The sequence below is a fragment of the Pedobacter sp. GW460-11-11-14-TSB4 genome (assembly GCF_059423705.1).
The window spans coordinates 12,224-30,412 of the sequence record NZ_JBWKYI010000034.1 but is presented as its reverse complement, the minus strand read 5'-3'; the positions used below and the strand labels follow the sequence as shown (position 1 = coordinate 30,412).

General features: G+C 37.8%; 19 protein-coding genes. 3 read left to right on the top strand and 16 right to left on the bottom strand.

The genetic code is table 11. The features are described from left to right. Window positions 1-131: 131 nt before the first annotated feature. From AC07YT_RS22365 to rsmI, 7 genes are all read right to left on the bottom strand, one after another. Window positions 132-905, bottom strand: coding sequence for a hypothetical protein (locus AC07YT_RS22365; RefSeq protein ID WP_086548954.1), 774 nt, complete (start codon window positions 903-905; stop codon window positions 132-134). 129 nt (window positions 906-1,034) lie between these two features. After that, window positions 1,035-1,451 (bottom strand): OsmC family protein, encoded by a 417-nt coding sequence (locus AC07YT_RS22360; protein WP_086548955.1) that lies wholly within the window; start codon window positions 1,449-1,451, stop codon window positions 1,035-1,037. Window positions 1,452-1,654: 203 nt separating this feature from the next. Continuing rightward, the gene (locus tag AC07YT_RS22355) at window positions 1,655-2,404 is read right to left on the bottom strand and encodes a M57 family metalloprotease (RefSeq protein ID WP_086548956.1); all 750 of its coding nucleotides are present in this window, start codon (window positions 2,402-2,404) and stop codon (window positions 1,655-1,657) included. A 138-nt stretch (window positions 2,405-2,542) separates the two neighbouring features. After that, window positions 2,543-3,049 carry a signal peptidase II gene (lspA, locus tag AC07YT_RS22350; RefSeq protein ID WP_086548957.1) on the bottom strand — a complete coding sequence of 169 codons (507 nt, stop codon included), beginning with the start codon at window positions 3,047-3,049 and terminating at the stop codon, window positions 2,543-2,545. 31 nt (window positions 3,050-3,080) lie between these two features. Continuing rightward, a complete protein-coding gene (gene lnt / locus AC07YT_RS22345; protein WP_086548958.1) occupies window positions 3,081-4,697 on the bottom strand; it encodes an apolipoprotein N-acyltransferase in 1,617 nt (538 codons plus the stop codon). A 104-nt stretch (window positions 4,698-4,801) separates the two neighbouring features. Next, a complete protein-coding gene (locus AC07YT_RS22340; protein ID WP_086548959.1) occupies window positions 4,802-5,455 on the bottom strand; it encodes a PH domain-containing protein in 654 nt (217 codons plus the stop codon). A 38-nt stretch (window positions 5,456-5,493) separates the two neighbouring features. Beyond that, window positions 5,494-6,207, bottom strand: a complete 714-nt coding sequence (gene rsmI / locus AC07YT_RS22335) for a 16S rRNA (cytidine(1402)-2'-O)-methyltransferase (RefSeq protein WP_029277358.1) — start codon at window positions 6,205-6,207, stop codon at window positions 5,494-5,496. A gap of 98 nt (window positions 6,208-6,305) precedes the next feature. On the opposite strand from rsmI, the gene serS reads away from it, so the two are divergent. Beyond that, the gene (serS, locus tag AC07YT_RS22330; protein WP_086548960.1) at window positions 6,306-7,577 is read left to right on the top strand and encodes a serine--tRNA ligase; all 1,272 of its coding nucleotides are present in this window, start codon (window positions 6,306-6,308) and stop codon (window positions 7,575-7,577) included. A 178-nt stretch (window positions 7,578-7,755) separates the two neighbouring features. Here serS and AC07YT_RS22325 read toward each other — a convergent pair whose 3' ends face one another. The 6 genes from AC07YT_RS22325 to AC07YT_RS22300 form a co-directional block, all read right to left on the bottom strand. Beyond that, window positions 7,756-8,070: a seryl-tRNA synthetase gene (locus AC07YT_RS22325; RefSeq protein WP_029277363.1), complete on the bottom strand. Its 315-nt coding sequence runs from the start codon at window positions 8,068-8,070 to the stop codon at window positions 7,756-7,758. A 97-nt stretch (window positions 8,071-8,167) separates the two neighbouring features. Then, complete coding sequence (locus AC07YT_RS22320; protein WP_086548961.1) at window positions 8,168-8,854, bottom strand: SIMPL domain-containing protein; 687 nt, start codon at window positions 8,852-8,854, stop codon at window positions 8,168-8,170. Between the two features lie 583 nt (window positions 8,855-9,437). Further along, on the bottom strand, window positions 9,438-9,890 hold the full coding sequence (locus AC07YT_RS22315) for a cold-shock protein (RefSeq protein WP_029277369.1): 453 nt from the start codon (window positions 9,888-9,890) through the stop codon (window positions 9,438-9,440). A 371-nt stretch (window positions 9,891-10,261) separates the two neighbouring features. Beyond that, on the bottom strand, window positions 10,262-10,801 hold the full coding sequence (locus AC07YT_RS22310; protein ID WP_086548962.1) for a GNAT family N-acetyltransferase: 540 nt from the start codon (window positions 10,799-10,801) through the stop codon (window positions 10,262-10,264). A 100-nt stretch (window positions 10,802-10,901) separates the two neighbouring features. Further along, a complete protein-coding gene (gene fabV, locus AC07YT_RS22305) occupies window positions 10,902-12,095 on the bottom strand; it encodes an enoyl-ACP reductase FabV (protein WP_086548963.1) in 1,194 nt (397 codons plus the stop codon). A gap of 146 nt (window positions 12,096-12,241) precedes the next feature. Continuing rightward, the gene (locus tag AC07YT_RS22300) at window positions 12,242-13,567 is read right to left on the bottom strand and encodes a hypothetical protein (protein ID WP_086548964.1); all 1,326 of its coding nucleotides are present in this window, start codon (window positions 13,565-13,567) and stop codon (window positions 12,242-12,244) included. Window positions 13,568-13,701: 134 nt separating this feature from the next. On the opposite strand from AC07YT_RS22300, the gene AC07YT_RS22295 reads away from it, so the two are divergent. Together AC07YT_RS22295 and AC07YT_RS22290 are read left to right on the top strand one after the other, a co-directional pair. Next, the gene (locus tag AC07YT_RS22295) at window positions 13,702-14,409 is read left to right on the top strand and encodes a DUF2490 domain-containing protein (protein WP_086548965.1); all 708 of its coding nucleotides are present in this window, start codon (window positions 13,702-13,704) and stop codon (window positions 14,407-14,409) included. A gap of 85 nt (window positions 14,410-14,494) precedes the next feature. Beyond that, the gene (locus AC07YT_RS22290; RefSeq protein ID WP_494945536.1) at window positions 14,495-15,385 is read left to right on the top strand and encodes a hypothetical protein; all 891 of its coding nucleotides are present in this window, start codon (window positions 14,495-14,497) and stop codon (window positions 15,383-15,385) included. Window positions 15,386-15,607: 222 nt separating this feature from the next. On the opposite strand, the gene AC07YT_RS22285 is transcribed toward AC07YT_RS22290, so the two are convergent. The 3 genes from AC07YT_RS22285 to AC07YT_RS22275 all read right to left on the bottom strand — a co-directional run bounded on the left by AC07YT_RS22285 (window position 15,608) and on the right by AC07YT_RS22275 (window position 18,057). Next, window positions 15,608-16,060: a DUF1572 family protein gene (locus tag AC07YT_RS22285; RefSeq protein ID WP_086548967.1), complete on the bottom strand. Its 453-nt coding sequence runs from the start codon at window positions 16,058-16,060 to the stop codon at window positions 15,608-15,610. 9 nt (window positions 16,061-16,069) lie between these two features. Further along, window positions 16,070-16,828, bottom strand: coding sequence for a hypothetical protein (locus AC07YT_RS22280; RefSeq protein ID WP_086548968.1), 759 nt, complete (start codon window positions 16,826-16,828; stop codon window positions 16,070-16,072). 497 nt (window positions 16,829-17,325) lie between these two features. Next, window positions 17,326-18,057: a head GIN domain-containing protein gene (locus AC07YT_RS22275; protein WP_086548969.1), complete on the bottom strand. Its 732-nt coding sequence runs from the start codon at window positions 18,055-18,057 to the stop codon at window positions 17,326-17,328. Window positions 18,058-18,189 lie beyond the last annotated feature (132 nt).

Below are 18,189 nucleotides of genomic sequence, written 5' to 3'. Positions count from 1 at the left end.
TGGTTGAAAGGTTAGAATGTTGAACTTGCTAATTGTTTAATTGTTGGGATTGCTAAATGGTTGTATGGTCCAACCGTTTTAACTAATGATTACTACAAACTGTGAACTGCCAACTGAAAACTGCCAATTGATTAATTGCGATTGAGTTGACTTAATGCAAGTTGCCTAACCTCACTTTCTTTTTCAAAAGCGATAATGTGGTTTAGATTTGCCTGATTGTTCATTTTACCAACTGCAATTTTTCGCACTTCTGCATTACCGTCAAAACAGGCAATATGAAATAGGTTTGCTTGATTATCCATTTTTCCAACCGCAATTTTCCGCACCGCAACATCTTTATCAAAGTTTGCAATGTGAAGTAAATTTGCTTGATTATCCATTTTTGCAATCGCAATTTTCCTTACTGCAACATCGTCATCAAAATTCGCGATGTGAAATAAATTTGCTTGATTATCCATTTTTCCAACCGCAATTTTCCTCACCGCACCATCGCCATCAAAGCTTGCAATGTGAAATAAGTTGGCTTGATTATCCATTTTTGCAACCGCAATTTTCCTTACTGCCCCATCGTCATCAAAGCTTGCAATGTGAAATAAATTGGCTTGATTATCCATTTTTTCAACCGCAATTTTCCTTACTTCTGCATCATCATTAAAACTGGCGATATGAAATAGATTTGCCTGATTGTTTATTTTACTAACGGCAAGCTTCCTTGTCGCCACATCTTCATCAAAACTGGCCACATGAAATAAACCCTGCTCAGAAGTAGTGTCAATGCCTATAGCATTAGTTTTAGCATCTTCAACATTAGCAGCTGTACTAAAGGCATTTTCATTTTTACTACTTAAAGTGATACAACTGCTTAAGCATAAAACAGTGCCTAAAAATAAGAGAGATCTTTTCATGTTAACTTAGCTTATAAAACTAAGTTATGAAAAATTTTATGTTTTTAGCTGCAATGGAGAACAAGTTGTCATGCTGAGATTAGGTGCAGATGCTTCGTAACTCAGCATGACAAAGAAAATTTATTTTATTTATGCTAAAGTAGCATCAACAGTAATCGTGGTGTTTAATAATTTAGAGATCGGGCAGTTTTTTTCTGCATCAGCTACCAGTTCATCAAATTTTTCCTGTGTTAAATTCGGAACAGAAGCAGTTAGAGTCAAATGTGATTCTACAATTTCACCTTTAGATGGATCGAGGTTGATTTCGCATTTGGTTTCCAGTTTATCGGCTGTAAATCCTGCTTCAGTTAAGTTAGCTGATAATTTCATGGTAAAACAGCCTGCATGCGCAGCAGCAATTAATTCCTCTGGATTTGTGCCAACGCCTTCTGCAAAACGCGAATTAAAAGAATATTGAGTATTATTTAAAGTCGTACTTTGTGTAGTGATGTTACCATTGCCTTCTTTAATAGAGCCTTGCCATACGGCTGTTGCATTTCTTTTCATGATTGGATTTTATTTTTAGATTGTTTAACACCTAAAGATAAAAATATGTTTGTTTAATGGCGGTAATTCTTTGTTAAGAAATCATCTTGTTAAAATCATTTTAAATCCTATTTGAATAAGCTTTCCAAAAAAAAGAAGCTGCTTCAAAAGAAACAGCTTCCCTTTCATTACGATCTTTTTAGGTTGTTTATCTGATTTTTAAATTATAAAGGGTACAATACGGCAGTTGCCTGTTTATCCTTTGCTGATAAAACAGTTGCGCCACTTCCACATTGTCCGCCGTTCATTAATGATAAGGCATCGGTTCCTCCAACCCCTGGTACATTAATGGTGGTAGATTGGTTGGTGTGTTTAAATGAAATGGTATGTCCGAATTCATGTGTGATGGTTCTTTGTCGCTGTGCAAAAGAGTTGTTTTGAATCAGGTTTTTATTAATCCAAACCGTATTGCCAGCCTTACCGTTAGATGTCGATAAATAAGCCTGTCCACATGTTGAACTGCCGATGGTATTATCTACTTTAATTAGAATATCATAAACAGTACCTGTTGTAATTACAAATTTGATTTTAGAGTTCGGTACGGTATTCCATTGGTTGATTGCAGAATTGATTTCGCTGATCATGCTGTTTATCGAAGGATCGATTTTAACACGGATATTACTGCTATTGGTTACAATATTTCCATTATAATACTGTTCTGTTATCGGTTTTCCGTTATCAGCAGGAACTTCCATGTTTTTGCTAAATACGATATCGCCATCAACAACATAATTATCTCCGCTTTCTACAATCTGAGCATCTGAAAATCCAAGATTTTTGATGTAGGCAAGAACTTTTTGATTTTGAGTGGTTTCGTTTTCCAGATCGGCTGGTACCTCATTTTTTTTCGAACATGAGATCACGACTACTGATAGCAATGCAATCAGCGCAGTTTTTTTGAATAGATTTTTCATAGTTTAGGTTTTTGGTTTAGATCGTAATATGCTGTAATTGAGATTACAGTATAAATATAACATAAATAATACAAGTCTGTATTTTTAGTACATATTTTTTGTATTTTTAATTAGTATAGCCCGATCTTGTCTTTTGCCCTAATCTACTGGTTGTTTTAGCGTACTGTTTCTAATCGATTGAAAAAGCAATATGCCTACCCCAATCATAATCGAAATATCAGCAAAATTGAAAACACCTGTCTGGAAGATATAAAAATCCATATGCATAAAATCGGTAACCGACCCATGTACAATCCGATCGTATAGGTTGCCGATGCCGCCACCGATCAGAAAACACAAAGCAATTTGCATACTGATTGGTAAATTACGTTTGGCAAACAGGAAATACAAACCATAGCCCAAAAATAATAAGGGCAAGCCAGTTAAAATAATGAGCCTGAAAATATAAGGCATATTATCGCCAAGGCTTAAAAACGCACCGCTATTTTCTACTTTGGTTAAGGTAAAACGGTCTTTTATGATGCTGATATGCTCGTAATCGCTGATCTCGGTACGCACAATTTTTTTAGAAATCTGATCGCAGCCAAAATTTAAGGTGAGTAACAATAATAAAACAGACCACCTAAGGTTTTTAAACTGTTGCATGTTTTTTATAATTAGAAATTTACTAATGGGCTTATTTTTTCACCCATTTTCTATAAGGAATAATCAAGGATAGGATAACCGCTAAAACACTCAATATTTTTGCAATGATATCGCCGCTTTTTACGTAAAAAGTAATTTCGTCATTTAAATTGATGTTTGCTTTAATGGCAGTTCTTGTCCACCATTTGGTGCTTTGTGTAACATCGCCACGTTGATTGATAAAACAGGAAATACCCGTATTGGCCGAGCGGGCTACATCACGGTGGGTTTCAATTGCCCTTAGTTTAGCGTACATCATGTGCTGGTCTTTACCAGAGGTATTTCCCCACCAGCCATCGTTGGTAATAATGGCAATAAATTGAGCCCCATCTTTAATCTGCATACCAATCCAGTCGCCCCATAAACTTTCGTAACAAACAACAGGAGCGGCACCAATACCACTTTGTGCATACAGAACACTAGGTTTTTCCTGCCATCCCCAGCCGCTTACACTTCCGCCTAATTGTGAAAACACACCATCCATAAAAGAAAATACTTTAGGGAAAGGCATTTTTTCGGCTCCCGGAACGAGTTTCGATTTATGGTAAAACTGAACATTTGCCGAATTTTCTACCTGCATGGCTGTGTTAAAATTATCCCAATACTGGTTGCTTTGCGGGTCGTATTTTGCTGAAAGTGTTTTCTTGGTCTGATAGATTTTTTTGCTTTCAATTCCGGTAATCAGTGTTCCATTTTTGTATTTGTTTAAAAAACTTTGAATGGTATAAAAATCAGGATTACTCCGGATTCTATCCTCATCTGCGTAATTTGGAATAGCCGTTTCAGGCCAGATAAAATATTCGGTATTGGTTTGCCCGATAGAATCTGATAAGTGTGTTAATATTTTAATCTGCTCAGCAGTTGGAATATTTTCCAGCTTTTGATAAGGATCGATATTTGGTTGAACCACGACTACGTTACTTGGAGTACCTATTTGCCCGGCAGTGAAATATTTGGTTAATGAAATACTGATGGGAATAAGTACCACTAGAGCCCAGATTCCTGCGGTTCTAAACCTTAAATAACCGGTTTGGGATTTGAATTTTTTGTAGGCCTCGAATGCTAAAATATTGCTGACCAAAATCCATAATGAACCTCCGTAAACGCCAGTGTAATCGTACCATTGTGCCAACTGGTGCATGCCTGCCAAACCATTTCCTAAAGTCATCCAGGGGAAAGCTAAATCCCAGGTTTGCTGTAAATATTCTAAAGCGATATAAAAAGCAATTAACCCGAGGTAGGCGATTTTTCTATTGACGTATTTGCCCAAACGATAGTATAACCAAAAAGCAAAAGTCATTAAAAGTGCCCCTAATCCGTAAGGAATTAAAGAAACAGGTAGGGCTACTGCCGCGCCATTGTAGGCACTTATGGCGTTATACACCCAGTAGATTGATGCGGTATTCCAAACTAAAAAAGTTAGGCCTGCGGTTAAGAAAATCCTTTTACCCTGTTTTTTGGTGTTCGCATGGCCAATGGCTTCCAGGGCGATAAACAAAGGAACCAAACCAATCAGTAATAATGGGGTGGTAAAGGGCATTGGTGGCCAGGCTAGCCAAAGTAAAAATGCACTTAAGAGGGCGAGGAGGTAGGTTTGTTTCTTGTTCATTTTAAGTGCTGGCGCAATATTGTCATCCTGAGCTTGTCGAAGGACTAATTAATTATAATTTGACGTTTCGACAAGCTCAACGTGACAACTCGAGGGGATTAGTTTTACAAACTATCTAAAATATTTGCTTTTTTAGCTTCGTATTCTTCCTGCGTAATGAGGTGTTTATCGTACAAAGTTTTAAGCTTGCGTAATTTTAAGGTGGTTTCGTCTTCCGGCTCTTCAACTACCTCAGCAATCTGGATCACAGGTTGAACGGGTTCCGGAGTTGGTTCGTAAGCCGGAATTTCGGCAAGGGGTTGAGCGTTCAAGCTAATCGGAGAAGCCGTTGCACGGTTTTCTTCCAGTTTTTGCTGACGAAGCATTTCCTTATACTCTTCTAATTGCTGATTCGCAGCCTGATGTAATTTACGCGCCTGTACTTTCGGAATAAATTCGGTTACGATATTTTCGCCATGCTGGGGTACACAGATAAATTTAGAACCAAAAAACTCTTCTTTAAACGACACCTCTTTTATGCTTTTCCACGAAATATCCTTGAAATTCATGGTTAAGCCTAAATTACCTGGCTCGCAATAAAAAATGCGCTTGTTCGAAATCGCGATGCTATCTGGTAACAAGTTTACTGCCGGTTTTTTCTGTACCGCTAAATATAAAAGTTCTTCGCCTGTTGTTAAAAGGTCGTTTAATTTTCCAATAACTTTTTCAACCGCTTTTGGGTCTTGTTCGTCACTCAGAAATCTATCTATGCTAATCATAATGTTTTTAAAATTGGTGTGTTGCTTATTTTCTGATGCTACTCTTCAGCATCTTCATATTTGTTTTTGCTTTTAATGTTGGGTTTCCCCGCTATGCAAATTACAAATTCTCCTTTTAAAGTATTGTTTTCAAAATGTGATTTTATTTCTACTAAAGTTCCGCGTACGGTTTCTTCGAACATTTTGGTCAGTTCTCTACTTACCGATGCCTGCCTGTCGGCACCCAAATACTGTGCAAATTCCTCTAAAGTTTTTAATAAACGGTGCGGACTTTCATAAAGTATAATGGTGCGGTCTTCTTCGGCCAATTTTTTGAACTTGGTTTGTCTGCCTTTTTTAACCGGCAAAAATCCTTCGAAACAAAAGGCATCTGCAGGTAAGCCCGAGTTAACCAGGGCAGGTACAAAAGCTGTTGCACCGGGTAAACACTCTACGGCAATATCATTTTTGATGGCTTCGCGTACCAGGAAGAAACCCGGGTCGGAAATGGCAGGTGTTCCGGCGTCGGATATCAGCGCTATTTTTTGCCCTTCATTTAGAAACTTAATAATCTCAGAAGTGGCCTTATGTTCGTTGTGCTGGTGGTGCGAGAAAACTCTTTTATCGATGCCAAAATGTTTGAGCATCGGGGCGCTGGTACGGGTATCTTCAGCGAGGATTAAATCGCATTCTTTTAATATACGGATTGCCCTAAAGGTCATATCCTCCAAATTGCCTATGGGCGTTGGTACGAGAAATAGTTTGCCATCCATATTTCAGTTTGCAGTTTAAAGTTAACGGTTTGCAGTTTTTTCCAAACTCCTTACCCCAAACTCCAAACTCTTGCTATCTTTGCTTAAAAAATTAAATAATGCTGCAAGTTAACTATATCCGCGAAAATAGAGAGAAAGTTTTAGAACGTTTAAGTATCCGTAATTTTAAACAGCCAGAACTGGTAGACGAAATCATCAAAATAGATGAAGACCGCCGTTCTACACAAACTTCCCTGGATAATATTTCCGCTGAGGCTAATGCAGCTGCCAAACAGATTGGCGATTTAATGCGTACGGGTAAAAAAGAAGAAGCTGAAGCGATTAAGGCGCAAACTGCTTCTCATAAAGAAAATATCAAAAACCTGAGCGATAAACTAAACGAGCTGGAAACGGCTCAGCATAATTTAATTGTGCAGTTGCCGAATTTACCATATCATTTAGTCAAACAGGGATCAACTGCAGATGATAACGAGATTGTTTTAACACATGGTGAGCCTGCCCAGTTACCAAGCAAAGCTTTACCGCATTGGGAGCTTGCGGCGAAATATGATATTATCGATTTCGAACTGGGTGTAAAAATTACTGGTGCTGGTTTTCCGGTATATAAAGGAAAAGGCGCCAGGTTACAACGGGCACTCATCAATTTCTTCTTAGATCATGCTACTGCAGCTGGTTATAAAGAAATGCAGGTACCTCACCTGGTTAATGCAGCTTCAGGTTTTGGTACCGGGCAGTTACCCGATAAGGAAGGGCAGATGTATCATTCAACAGTTGATGATTTATATTTAATTCCAACTGCCGAAGTACCGGTAACCAATTTATACCGTGATGTAATTGTTAAGGAAGAAGATCTTCCGATTAAAAATACGGCCTATACACCTTGTTTCCGTAGAGAAGCGGGTTCTTATGGTGCGCATGTACGTGGTTTAAACCGTTTACACCAGTTTGATAAGGTAGAAGTCGTGCAGATTACACATCCTGATCAATCTTACGAAACTTTAGAAGATATGAGCCTATATGTTCAGTCTCTTTTACAGGAACTGGGCTTACATTACCGTGTGCTGCGTTTGTGCGGTGGCGATATGGGCTTTACTTCGGCCATGACTTACGATATGGAGGTTTGGAGTGCTGCTCAAGAGCGCTGGTTAGAAGTTTCTTCTGTATCAAATTTCGAAACTTATCAGAGTAACCGTTTGAAATTGCGTTTTAAAGGAAAAGAAGGTAAGGCGCAACTGGCTCACTCCTTAAATGGAAGTGCATTGGCGCTACCGCGTATTGTGGCTTCAATTTTAGAAAACTACCAAACGGAGAACGGTATTAAAATTCCGGAAGCTTTAGTAAAGTACACCGGATTTGATATTATTGATTAAACCTCACCCTATTATAGCAACTGCTTAGGCTTCTATTTGAGCCTCCCACTCCTTCAGGAGAGGGAATGCACAGACGCTACGCATTGCTAAGCCCGTTAAAAGGGTGAGGGCATAAAAAAAGCTTTGCATTGCTGCAAAGCTTTTTGTTTTTTATATAGATAGATGTGATGCGTATTGATTATAAAATCAGGATCAACAATAAAATGATGATGATGATTGCACCAACTGAAAGGTAAACACCTCCAGAAACTGCACGGGCTTGCCCTTTTAATTCTCTTAACTCGCTACGTAATGCTTTACGTTCTGCTCTTGTTAAGTTCGATTTGTCCATGTCTCTGATCTCTTCAACACGGGTTTTAATTCTTTCCAGTTTCACGGCTTGTTCAGCAGTTAATTCTGTTGGGTTTTTCGCAGGTTTATCAGCTGCCTGAGCTGAATTAAAACTAATGCCTAAAGAGAAAACCAAGGCTAGCGTGTAGATGAATTTTTTCATAATATATAATTTTTTAGTGTTCGACCTCTACGTAACAAAAAACCTACCAAAATGTTCTGGTAGGTTTTAAAAAGCCTTGATTTAACAATTAAAATTCTTATTTGATCTCGAAAATGGCATTCACCGTGAAATTCAGCTTAATTTTTTTGAAATCAATTTCAGGAGCGCTAGCGGCATCAGCCATTTCAGCTTTCATTGCATAATTTCTATAAACCGGTTGTATTACATTGTCTCCACCGTCTTGTATCTCAATTACACCACCTAATTTATCGCCTAATGCTTCGACCATGTAAGCTGCTTTTTCTTTTGCAGCCAATAAAGCTTTAATTTTAAGCTCTTTTTTTAAACTTTCAATTTTAGAATAATCGTAGCTTTCAATATTCGTATTGGCAATTCCTTTGGCATCAATCGACTCTAATATGGCGTTGAATTTATTCAGATCGCTAACTTTTAAACGATATTGTTTGCTCGCTAAGAAATCAGGATTTTTCTTTTTTTCTGCAGCGTAGTTCCAGCTGCTTAAATTGCTAATGGTTAAATTTTCTTTTGCAATGCCCGCTTTTTGTACAGCGGCATACAATTGTTTTTCCAGTTCTGTAATGTCTACTTTTTTCTTGCCGTTTAAGTATTCTTTAAGTGAAATGCCGATGTAAATAATATCGGGGGTTACTTCTGTTTCTGCAGTTCCGCTAACATTAATTTTTCTGCGTAAATCTACTTGTTGAGCCATCGCTGTTGATAATCCTAAAAATGCAACCAGTGCAAGTGCTATTAACTTTTTCATAATGTATTTTCTTTGTGTGTACGTTAATGATGTAAACCGTGCACAAATTCCACACCGAGATTAGAAAAAATTTTATTTTTTTTGAAAATGGACAGCAGTAGTTGATGGCAAAACCTGCCCCGCTATACACTTTAGCCCCGAAGAAAAATCGGGGGCTGTCGTTGTTATCGGGTTTATTAACAAAGGTTTATGCTACTGGCAAAAAGACAATCAGAATAAAACAATTGTTGCAACCATAAGTTTTAACCTGAAAAATATTATTCTTTTTATAGTGCAAATATTTTTCATGTATTTCCTTCTTTGAAAGGACTATTGTTCTGGCCACCTTAAACCCGACAGAGCGGATAGCCCGGAATGGAAGCGCAGCGGAATGAGGAAAATAGCGATGGCGGGACCGGATTGGCCGATGCACACTGAAACCTGATTTTCTAAAATAAATAGAAAGAGTAAAATTTTGCGCAAGGTTTTATGCTTAAATAGACGGAATTATATATGGTTATAAAACCTAGCGCAGCAGAGTTTTCTGCAGAATTTTAATCATGTTTTGCAATTAGGAATCGCAAAAAGAATTGAATTGTGGTTGTTAGACCTTTGATACTTTAACAGCAGTTGGTCCTTTTTGACCCATTTCTACTTCGAATGTAACTTTATCACCCTCTTTAATCTGAGTGATTAAACCATTTGCGTGAACGAAAATACTGTCTTGTGTTTCAGTGTTTTTAATAAAACCGTAACCTTTACTGTCGTTAAAGAATGTAACTGTTCCTTTTTTAACAGGATTTTCATCGATGATGTCTTCTTGTCTTGAAATACCGATCTGAATATCTTCGGTGTTAATTACTTTCTTTTTCTTCGGATCTGGTGGAGTTGAAGAGATGTTTCCGTTTTCATCAACATAAGCCATCATATCTTCAAGCGCTAAACCTTTTTTGGCATTAGCCTGACGCTCTTCTTTTTTCTCTTGTTTGTCTTTTTGTTTTTTTAATCGTTTTTTTTCGTTCTCTTTTTTACTGTATGTTGCCTGAGATTTAGCCATATTTTATTTAATTGTTTTGTTTTGAAAGGTGAGTGGAAAGGAGAATTATACAAAGATAACAATACTAAAGCATAAACACGATTTTATTCGGTTATGCTCTTGTCATTTGGGTTTGTATAGTATAAAGGCATTTGCCAAGGAGGGCACAGATTTACACGGAAGTAAGTCTTTTCCCTTTCATCGTCCTCGTTACAAACGAGGATGGAAGGAAAAGGCGATTTTATCGCTATTGGATAGTTTAATGCATTACAAATGCGAATCTCAGTCATCCTCGTTACAAACGAGGACGATTGGTGGGTTATGGTTTATACCTTTTCCGTGATTTCAGTGTTTCCGTGGCAAATTTCATTATAAAATGAGTGCTTAAAAATTTAAGAGGCTTTATTTACCCATTTATCTTTATCGATCTGATAAACGAAATTCCATTTTAGTGGCTCACCGTAATAGGCTACTTCCAATTCAGCAATTTTAACGGCTCCTAATTTTTCTGTTGCTTTTTGTGAACGGAAATTAGTCGCACCAATATGTAAGATTACTTTATCCACAAATTGAAAAGCATAATCGAGCATTAAAGCTTTTAAAGCCTTGTTGTGCCCCTTGCCCCAAAACTCACGGGCAATAAAAGTATAACCAACGGCAACAGAGTAGTCTGTTTCATCTAATTCGTAATATCTGGAGCTGCCCACAACTTTATTGGTTTCTTTTTCATAAACAATAAAAGCACCCTTCGATTCTATTGCACCTTTAAAGAAATTTTCGAAAACCGCTCTTTTATAGCGGTCTTTGTTGGGATGCTGCTCCCAGATTAACGGATCGGAAGCTACGGCAAAAAGAGCTTCAAAATCTTCTTCCTTTAAAGGGGCTATCGTAATTAAATCGTTTGCCAATGTAGGCTGTAAATCGAAATTCATATGGCTTGAATATAAAAACGGCCGGCTTTGCGGCCAGCCGTTTGTTATTAATTATTAGATTTCTCCATTCCGCTTTGCTCCAGTCGAAATGACGCGCTTATTAATCTACCAAACCTTCAATTTCTACCACTTCCTGGGCATCTTTCTGATAGTCAACTTGATCAATTTCGAAACCAAATAAGCTTAAGAAATCAGATCTGTAACCTGGTAAATCACCTATTGCGGGTAAAGTTTCGGTTGTGGCTTCTTTCCAAAGTTCGGCCACTTTAGCCTGGACATCTTCACGCATTTCCCAATCGTCGATTCTGATTCTTCCTTTTTCATCAACAGGAACAGGGCTGCCGGTATATAAACGATCAGCATATAAACGCTGGATCTGCTCAATTGTACCTTCGTGGATGCCTTCTGCTTTCATTACCTTGTACAACAATGAAATGTATAACGGAATTACCGGAATAGCAGAACTTGCCTGTGTTACCAGTGCTTTGTTCACTGATACATAAGCTTTGCCATCAATATCTTTTAATTTATCGCTGATTTTAAAAGCAGTTGCTTCCAAATCATCTTTAGCTCTTCCAATGGTTCCTTTACGGTATACCGGCTCGGTTAAAGCAGGGCCGATGTACGAATAAGCTACTGTTGTGGCAGCTTCGGCAAGCAGATTTTCTGCTTTTAAGGCATCAATCCACATGGCCCAGTCTTCGCCGCCCATTACCGCAACGGTATTGGCAATATCCTCTTCGGTAGCAGGTTCGATAGAAATTTCGGTTACATTACCGGTGTGGAAATCGACTGTTTTATTGGTGTAAGTTCCACCGATAGGTTTTAAGGTAGAGCGGTGAAGCACTTCGGTATCAGGGTGTTTCCTAACCGGAGATGCCAGGCTATAAATGACTAAATCAACCTGACCCAAATCAGCTTTGATCAATTCAATTGTTTTTTCTTTAATTTCTTTAGAGAATGCGTCGCCGTTAATACTTTTCGCATATAAACCAGCGGCATGGGCTTCTTTTTCGAAGGCTGCAGTATTGTACCAGCCTGGTGATGCAGTTTTGCCTTCAGAAGGTGCTTTTTCGAAAAATACGCCAATTGTAGAAGCGCCAGATCCATAAGCAGCAGTAATACGCGAAGCCAAACCAAATCCGGTTGAAGCGCCTATTACCAATACTTTTTTAGGACCATCTATAGCTCCTTTAGATTTTACATATTCAATTTGATTCTTTACGTTTTGCGCGCAACCATCAGGGTGTGCAGTTAAACAGATAAAGCCCCTCATTCTAGGTTCGATAATCATTTTTGTTCTATTTTACGTTTTGTAATGTTAAAATAAGTGCAGTTTTAAGCAAATTGAAAATGCCATAATGCCCAAATCTTTAACGAAGATAAATTTTTAATTGTTTAACGTTAAATGAATTTTAAATAATAAGCTTTTACACTTGTTTAATTCGTTTTAGATCTAAATTCTATATTAATAATATTATCTCTTTTCATATCGGTATCCAGATAAACTATCCGTGTTTTATCGCCATAATAAACGCAGAGCACAGCTGTATTTGGTGGGGTACTTCCTAAATTATCTGCCCTAAACAATAAAGTGTTTTTGCCCGGTTGCAATGTTAGGTAAAACCGCTTAGATATTTTTTTAACTGCAATTTTTTGATGGACCCATACGTCATTAAGTTTTAAAGATACACTGTCTCCATCCTCTACCTGGCCGTCCCAAATTTCAAGTTCTATTTGCTTGTTTTCAACTTGCATGTTTGCAATAACATCGGAGTTTCTGTTTATGGGTTTTTCTGGAGTATTTTTTTGCTTTGATATCTCTACAGGCTTATTGCTTATAGATTGGTTATCCGCTAACTTAGGTTTTGAATATGCGCGATAAAACTTAGCCACCAGAAAAGTTGCAAAAGCGTTTGAGCGGTTTGAAAAATCAAAACTGTACATGTTTTCGCTGGTTTTAACAATCAAATTCCCGGTATTTGGCGGCTTGCGACCATAATTGTCTGCAAAAAGTGCAATGGTATTCATTCCTGTATCTAAATGTAGCGCATGGCTAAATTTTTTCTCATCAATGGCATGTTTGTTTAAAATCATCCTGCCATTTTGAATCAATGTTATGGTGTCTGCATCGATCAGCTCTTCATCCTGTATGGCCAGGGTAACAACGCTATCTTTTGTGGTAATTGGATCGTAAATGCCATAATAAATATTATCCTTCCCGGTAGGGGCCACTATCCTGGGAATATGAGGATCTGTCCAGGGCGTTGAATTTGCTTTGGTTAAGGTAATCTTTTCACGGTATAACAGATCCCTCATATTTACTTTTGAACTTTCGTAAATTTCATCGCCCTCATCTAAACCGCGCATAAAAAGCCCAAAGTTATCAATCCACATCCGTTGCAAACTCAATTGTGCTTGTCCGGTTTTGGATTTGCTTAGTGTAAGTACACCATTTAGGTAGGGCATCCACTGTTTAATTTTGAAAGGGGTTTCTATTATCGGGTATTTATTTCGACCAATGCCCAGTTGGGTACTGTTTTTCTGAACAAGCAAGAGTTCATAACTAAATATAAAATCGCCATTTGTAATTTTTAAGTTCGCAGGATAAAGCATCTTTTCAGTCGCTTTGCCAATATTCATTTGCACATTAATCGGTAAAGCGGTGGGATAAGGACGATACTTAAAATTCCAGGTACCCGTAAAATCCTGAGCCTTTGCTCCGGTTAAAATCATGATTAACAAAACTCCTAAAAGAAAACGCATGTGATTTTCAATGAATTAAATCCTAAAGATAAGCGTCTAAGCTCTTTTTTAAGGATTAATTTAAAGTTAAATGATTTGCTTTGTTCATTTTCTATTAATTTAGCGGCACACAGATAAAACCGGTTTATCATCTTATGAAAAAAATAGTATTCTCTGCTATGGTGTTGCTCATCATGGTTTCTGGAAAGCTTTATGCACAAACCCAGCATCAAAATTCGGGTTGGTTTATGTTTTTAAATAACACCAAGTTTAATGAAAAATGGGGGCTACAGTTCGATGTTCAAATGCGCTCAGCTGATGATTGGGGTTATTTGAGAAATACCTTAGTGCGGCCAGCCTTACAATATTTCATCAATAATAAACACAATGTAGCCCTGGGCTATTTATGGCAAACCACACAATCGCAATCGGTAGTAGCCGGTAATTCATTTTCACACGAGCATCGTATTTTTGAGCAATATATTTACAGCCACAGGCTAAAATCGGTTTTTGCCAGCCACAGGCTAAGGCTTGAACAACGTTTTATCGGCCGCCCGGACGAAGATGTGTTTTCACAACGTTTCCGTTATTTCTTCAGGCTCATTCAGCCATTGCAAAAAGCTCAGCCAACATTTACAAAAGGGCCATTTGTAGCTATGCAGAACGAGGTGTTTTTAAATTTGCAGAATAAGGAGAAAATTAACAATAGTGTTTTCGATCAGAACAGGTTGTACCTTGCTGCGGGTTATCGTTTTTCGAAGCAATTTGATCTGGAAGCTGGGTATATGAACCAAATTACAAATGGCGTTTCGAACAATACGGTTAATCACATTATTCAGCTGGCTGTTTACACGAGGTTTTAATGTTTTAAAGTCATTTTTTGTACAACAACTCTTACAAAATGTTAAAGCTGTTGTAATTGATTGGTCTTTTTGCTCAATTTGCCGCGTGAAAAGATTTACCATTCTATTTTTAGCACTCTTGTTTGGCAAGCGAATGCAGGCACAAGAGATTAAAACCTCTTCAACCAGTAATACGCCAACTTCAAAAAGTTTATTTAACCCTGAGCATAAAAGGAAATTTTCCCGTAAAGGTGATTTTTATTTTCACTGGGGATATAATAGCTCCTGGTATGGTAAAAGCGATATCAGGTTTCAGGGACCGAACTACGATTTTACTTTAAAGGATGTGGTGGCTCATGATAGACAATCGAAATTAAGCTGGGCTTATTTAAATCCGGGTTTAATCACTGTACCACAGTATAACATCCGTGCGGGATACTTTATCAAAGATAATTACAGTATTTCTATCGGCTGGGACCACATGAAATATGTGATGGATATTCCGCAAACTGTTGTAATCAACGGACATATCGGTGCAAATATTTCGCATGATAATGCACCTACAGGCGCTTTAGCTGGCGATTATAATGGCCAAAGCATTAACGTGAAAGAAAGCATGCTTACTTATGAGCATACCGATGGATTTAACTATGCCAATATCGAGATTGAGCGTTATGATGATATCTGGGTTGCGCCGGGTGGCAATACTTCTTTAACTTTAGAAACCGGTTTGGGTGGCGGTTTAATGGTGCCACGTTCTGATGTACGTCTTTTTGGCCAGGGCAGGAATAACCATTTCAGCATTTCGGGTTATGGTGTTTCAGCGAAAATTGGTCTTAAGTTTTATGTTTGGAAAAACGTTTATTTACAGAATACCACTAAGTTTGGCGCCACCAATTTAACCAATGTGCATACAACCGGTTGGGATGAGCTGGATAAAGCCAGTCAGAAAATCAACTACATTGAAAATATATCGCTGATCGGGGTTCAGTTTTAAAAAATATAAAAGGAGGCTCAAGCCTCTTTTTTGTTTTAGGTGCAGGTGGTGGGAATCGGTGCACTACAGTTTGCCCGCTGATTAAAGAGATAAACGCTGATTATTTTTGGTGATTATAAATAGCCATGAAAGCAAAGAAGACTATTATATTTTCTCCAGTTTGTCTAGCCTTGCAATTTCAATCTAGTATAGATCGCTTTACGCTTGGCGCCTAGCGCCCGGCTACTGTCCGTAATCTAACAACCTTCTATGGTAGTTAATCTGCCCCAAATGGTAAGATAAATGTGTGGACAGGTGAACCAGGAAAAATTCGGTTGATGTTTTCTCCTGAAATACCAGCATCGGGTATTCAGTATTGATTTGTTCAGGGGTTATTTTATCAAGCGTTTCACTAACTACAATTAAAGTTGCTTCGATCATTTTAATCAATTCTAGCCTTGGGATATCTTTTAATGAAAACTCCAGTTCGCGGTTGCGGATGTAATGGCTGCCACCCAAAGTTGCACCAATATACGTGTTGAGGTTTCCGATTAAATGCAGACAGAGGTTCCCGGCTGAATTTGCAATGCTTTTATCTACAACCCAAAGCGTAGCTTCGTTTTTATATAATTCAATTTCCGATTTTAATTTGTTAAGATCCCGGGTGAAAAGTGATTTTAAGGTTTCGGTAAGCATATGTAGATTTTAAGGGATTAATTTTTTTACTTGCTGTGATAGGATCTCTTTATCATTCTTTTTAATGATTAAATGCCCTAGTGCATTATTTTCTCCAATTGCACTGATAAAACAAGTATAGAGGTAAATACCACTTTCAAAGTTAAAATTGCCACTTCCACCGCTTCCATCAGGATCATATCGTCCATTGGATAAAACAATTGAAGGTTTATTGCCCATTTTATTTTTTAAGGGCCATGATGCAAAACGGTAATTTCTATTACCCAAGTCGTCAATCCGTACTCTGTATTGTGCTGTCTCGAAGATTAATATGGGTTTGTAGAATTTTTTAATTGAAGGATGTAATCCTGTTTTTTCTAGGGCAATTAATCGGGACTTTTCTAATGTCTCAAATTTTGATCGATGATTTACGCTCAACAATTTGCCATCCGAATCGTTCAGCCATAATTCGCCATTTAACAGCATTATTCCTCTCCAGCCCATAAAATCCCAGTCTGTTAATGGATTTGAGTTGATGATCTTTTTGGTTAGTTCATCGTCAAAAACCTCTTTATATCTTTTTATAAATTCCTGCTTGTTTTTAATAGGCGGGATCGGGTATGCCCTGTTTAAAGGATATCTAATTTTATTGCTTAATTTTTCTATTTTACCATTTTTAATAGAGGTGATAAAATCGGTAACAATAGGGAGATATTTTTTATCTAGTGTTTGGCTTTGAATTGAGCCGATGTTCACTATAAAAAGGACTGCTAATAATAGTATTTTCATTGAAGAGAGGTTTTTAAGCGAATATAATAGTTTAAAGCCGAAAAGGTGTCTTTCTGCCCTATTACTCTACCGACCTATGTATCTAAACCCGATAAAATGGAAAGCCCGGAAGCCCGATCCTTTATCGGGATGAGGACTTGAAATGATAGCGGGACTAACACTTAATAGTAGCAATGATCTGCTTTTCAAATAAAAATAAAAGGATGTTAAGGCACATTGTCCGACCGAGGATCTTTTGCAGAAAAGATGAGGCTGTATCATAAGTTGTGATTCTATTCGAACTTGTCACGTTAAGCTTCCCGAAGAATCGGGACAAGTAGTCGAAACGCTTTGAGCAGCATTTAAACAGGTCCTTCGACAAGCTCAGGATGACAATCTATATTTATGATACAACCTCTTGACGATCGCATTGGAAAACAGCGCTAATCATTGATCCTTTGCCCATAAAAAAACACCTGCAAGAAATTGCAGGTGTTTCGCTATCAAAAGGCTTTAATTTATACTTTTCTAACTCTTCCTGAGCCTATAACTGTTTTATCAACTGATGGATCGCCTGAGTAATTTACACTTCCTGAACCGCTGATTACCGCTTTAATGCTTTTCTCTGCAGCGATATTAACTGTTCCAGAGCCGCTGATCGTTGTTGATAATGTTTTTACTGCAAAAGATTTGCCACCAAAGGTACCCGAGCTGCTGATAACTACTTTAGCATGATCGGCATTGCCATTAATGTTGATTGATCCTGAACCGCTAATTACGCCGCTAAAATTGTCAACATCGGCATTTACTTTTATACTGCCTGATCCGCTTAAAACAGTTGCAAAATCTCCAGCACTAACTTTGCCGTTCACTGTCATTGCTCCAGATCCGTTCATGGTTAAACTTTTTAGCGAAGGTGCAGTAACGTAAGCAGTTATTTTTTTGTTTTCGTATTTTCTAGACCAGCTAGTAATGCTGGTTTCCGGACGGATAATGAGTGCATTTCCTTTTACTTCTGTTACAATGGTCGCAATGGCATCGGCATCGCCTTCTAAACGGCAGCTTGCTTTTGAACCTATCGTAATTACGATATTGATTGGGCCTGCACCCGCAACTGAAGTAAAGTTAGCCACATCTCTTTCATCGCTATTGTATTTTGATGATTTAATGTGGGTTTGGTCTTTTGCAATTACATTAATACCCGAGGTTAATGTTAGTGTTGCCAATAATATTGCAAATACTTTTTTCATGATGATAGATTTTATTTTTTTAGATGAATAATGAGCTTTTCTTATAAGACGATGCTTTTGCCGAAAAGTTGCACAAGACAGAATTTAATTCTTTTTTATTAATGGTCTTGGCTATGCTCAAAAGAGAAGCCG

What these genes read in the sequence shown, in the direction of transcription:
- AC07YT_RS22365 (WP_086548954.1), bottom strand. Translation starts at nt 905, where the DNA reads ATGAAAAGATCTCTCTTATTTTTAGGCACTGTTTTATGCTTAAGCAGT.
- AC07YT_RS22360 (WP_086548955.1), bottom strand. Translation starts at nt 1,451, where the DNA reads ATGAAAAGAAATGCAACAGCCGTATGGCAAGGCTCTATTAAAGAAGGC.
- AC07YT_RS22355 (WP_086548956.1), bottom strand. Translation starts at nt 2,404, where the DNA reads ATGAAAAATCTATTCAAAAAAACTGCGCTGATTGCATTGCTATCAGTA.
- lspA (WP_086548957.1), bottom strand. Translation starts at nt 3,049, where the DNA reads ATGCAACAGTTTAAAAACCTTAGGTGGTCTGTTTTATTATTGTTACTC.
- lnt (WP_086548958.1), bottom strand. Translation starts at nt 4,697, where the DNA reads ATGAACAAGAAACAAACCTACCTCCTCGCCCTCTTAAGTGCATTTTTA.
- AC07YT_RS22340 (WP_086548959.1), bottom strand. Translation starts at nt 5,455, where the DNA reads ATGATTAGCATAGATAGATTTCTGAGTGACGAACAAGACCCAAAAGCG.
- rsmI (WP_029277358.1), bottom strand. Translation starts at nt 6,207, where the DNA reads ATGGATGGCAAACTATTTCTCGTACCAACGCCCATAGGCAATTTGGAG.
- serS (WP_086548960.1), top strand. Translation starts at nt 6,306, where the DNA reads ATGCTGCAAGTTAACTATATCCGCGAAAATAGAGAGAAAGTTTTAGAA.
- AC07YT_RS22325 (WP_029277363.1), bottom strand. Translation starts at nt 8,070, where the DNA reads ATGAAAAAATTCATCTACACGCTAGCCTTGGTTTTCTCTTTAGGCATT.
- AC07YT_RS22320 (WP_086548961.1), bottom strand. Translation starts at nt 8,854, where the DNA reads ATGAAAAAGTTAATAGCACTTGCACTGGTTGCATTTTTAGGATTATCA.
- AC07YT_RS22315 (WP_029277369.1), bottom strand. Translation starts at nt 9,890, where the DNA reads ATGGCTAAATCTCAGGCAACATACAGTAAAAAAGAGAACGAAAAAAAA.
- AC07YT_RS22310 (WP_086548962.1), bottom strand. Translation starts at nt 10,801, where the DNA reads ATGAATTTCGATTTACAGCCTACATTGGCAAACGATTTAATTACGATA.
- fabV (WP_086548963.1), bottom strand. Translation starts at nt 12,095, where the DNA reads ATGATTATCGAACCTAGAATGAGGGGCTTTATCTGTTTAACTGCACAC.
- AC07YT_RS22300 (WP_086548964.1), bottom strand. Translation starts at nt 13,567, where the DNA reads ATGCGTTTTCTTTTAGGAGTTTTGTTAATCATGATTTTAACCGGAGCA.
- AC07YT_RS22295 (WP_086548965.1), top strand. Translation starts at nt 13,702, where the DNA reads ATGAAAAAAATAGTATTCTCTGCTATGGTGTTGCTCATCATGGTTTCT.
- AC07YT_RS22285 (WP_086548967.1), bottom strand. Translation starts at nt 16,060, where the DNA reads ATGCTTACCGAAACCTTAAAATCACTTTTCACCCGGGATCTTAACAAA.
- AC07YT_RS22280 (WP_086548968.1), bottom strand. Translation starts at nt 16,828, where the DNA reads ATGAAAATACTATTATTAGCAGTCCTTTTTATAGTGAACATCGGCTCA.
- AC07YT_RS22275 (WP_086548969.1), bottom strand. Translation starts at nt 18,057, where the DNA reads ATGAAAAAAGTATTTGCAATATTATTGGCAACACTAACATTAACCTCG.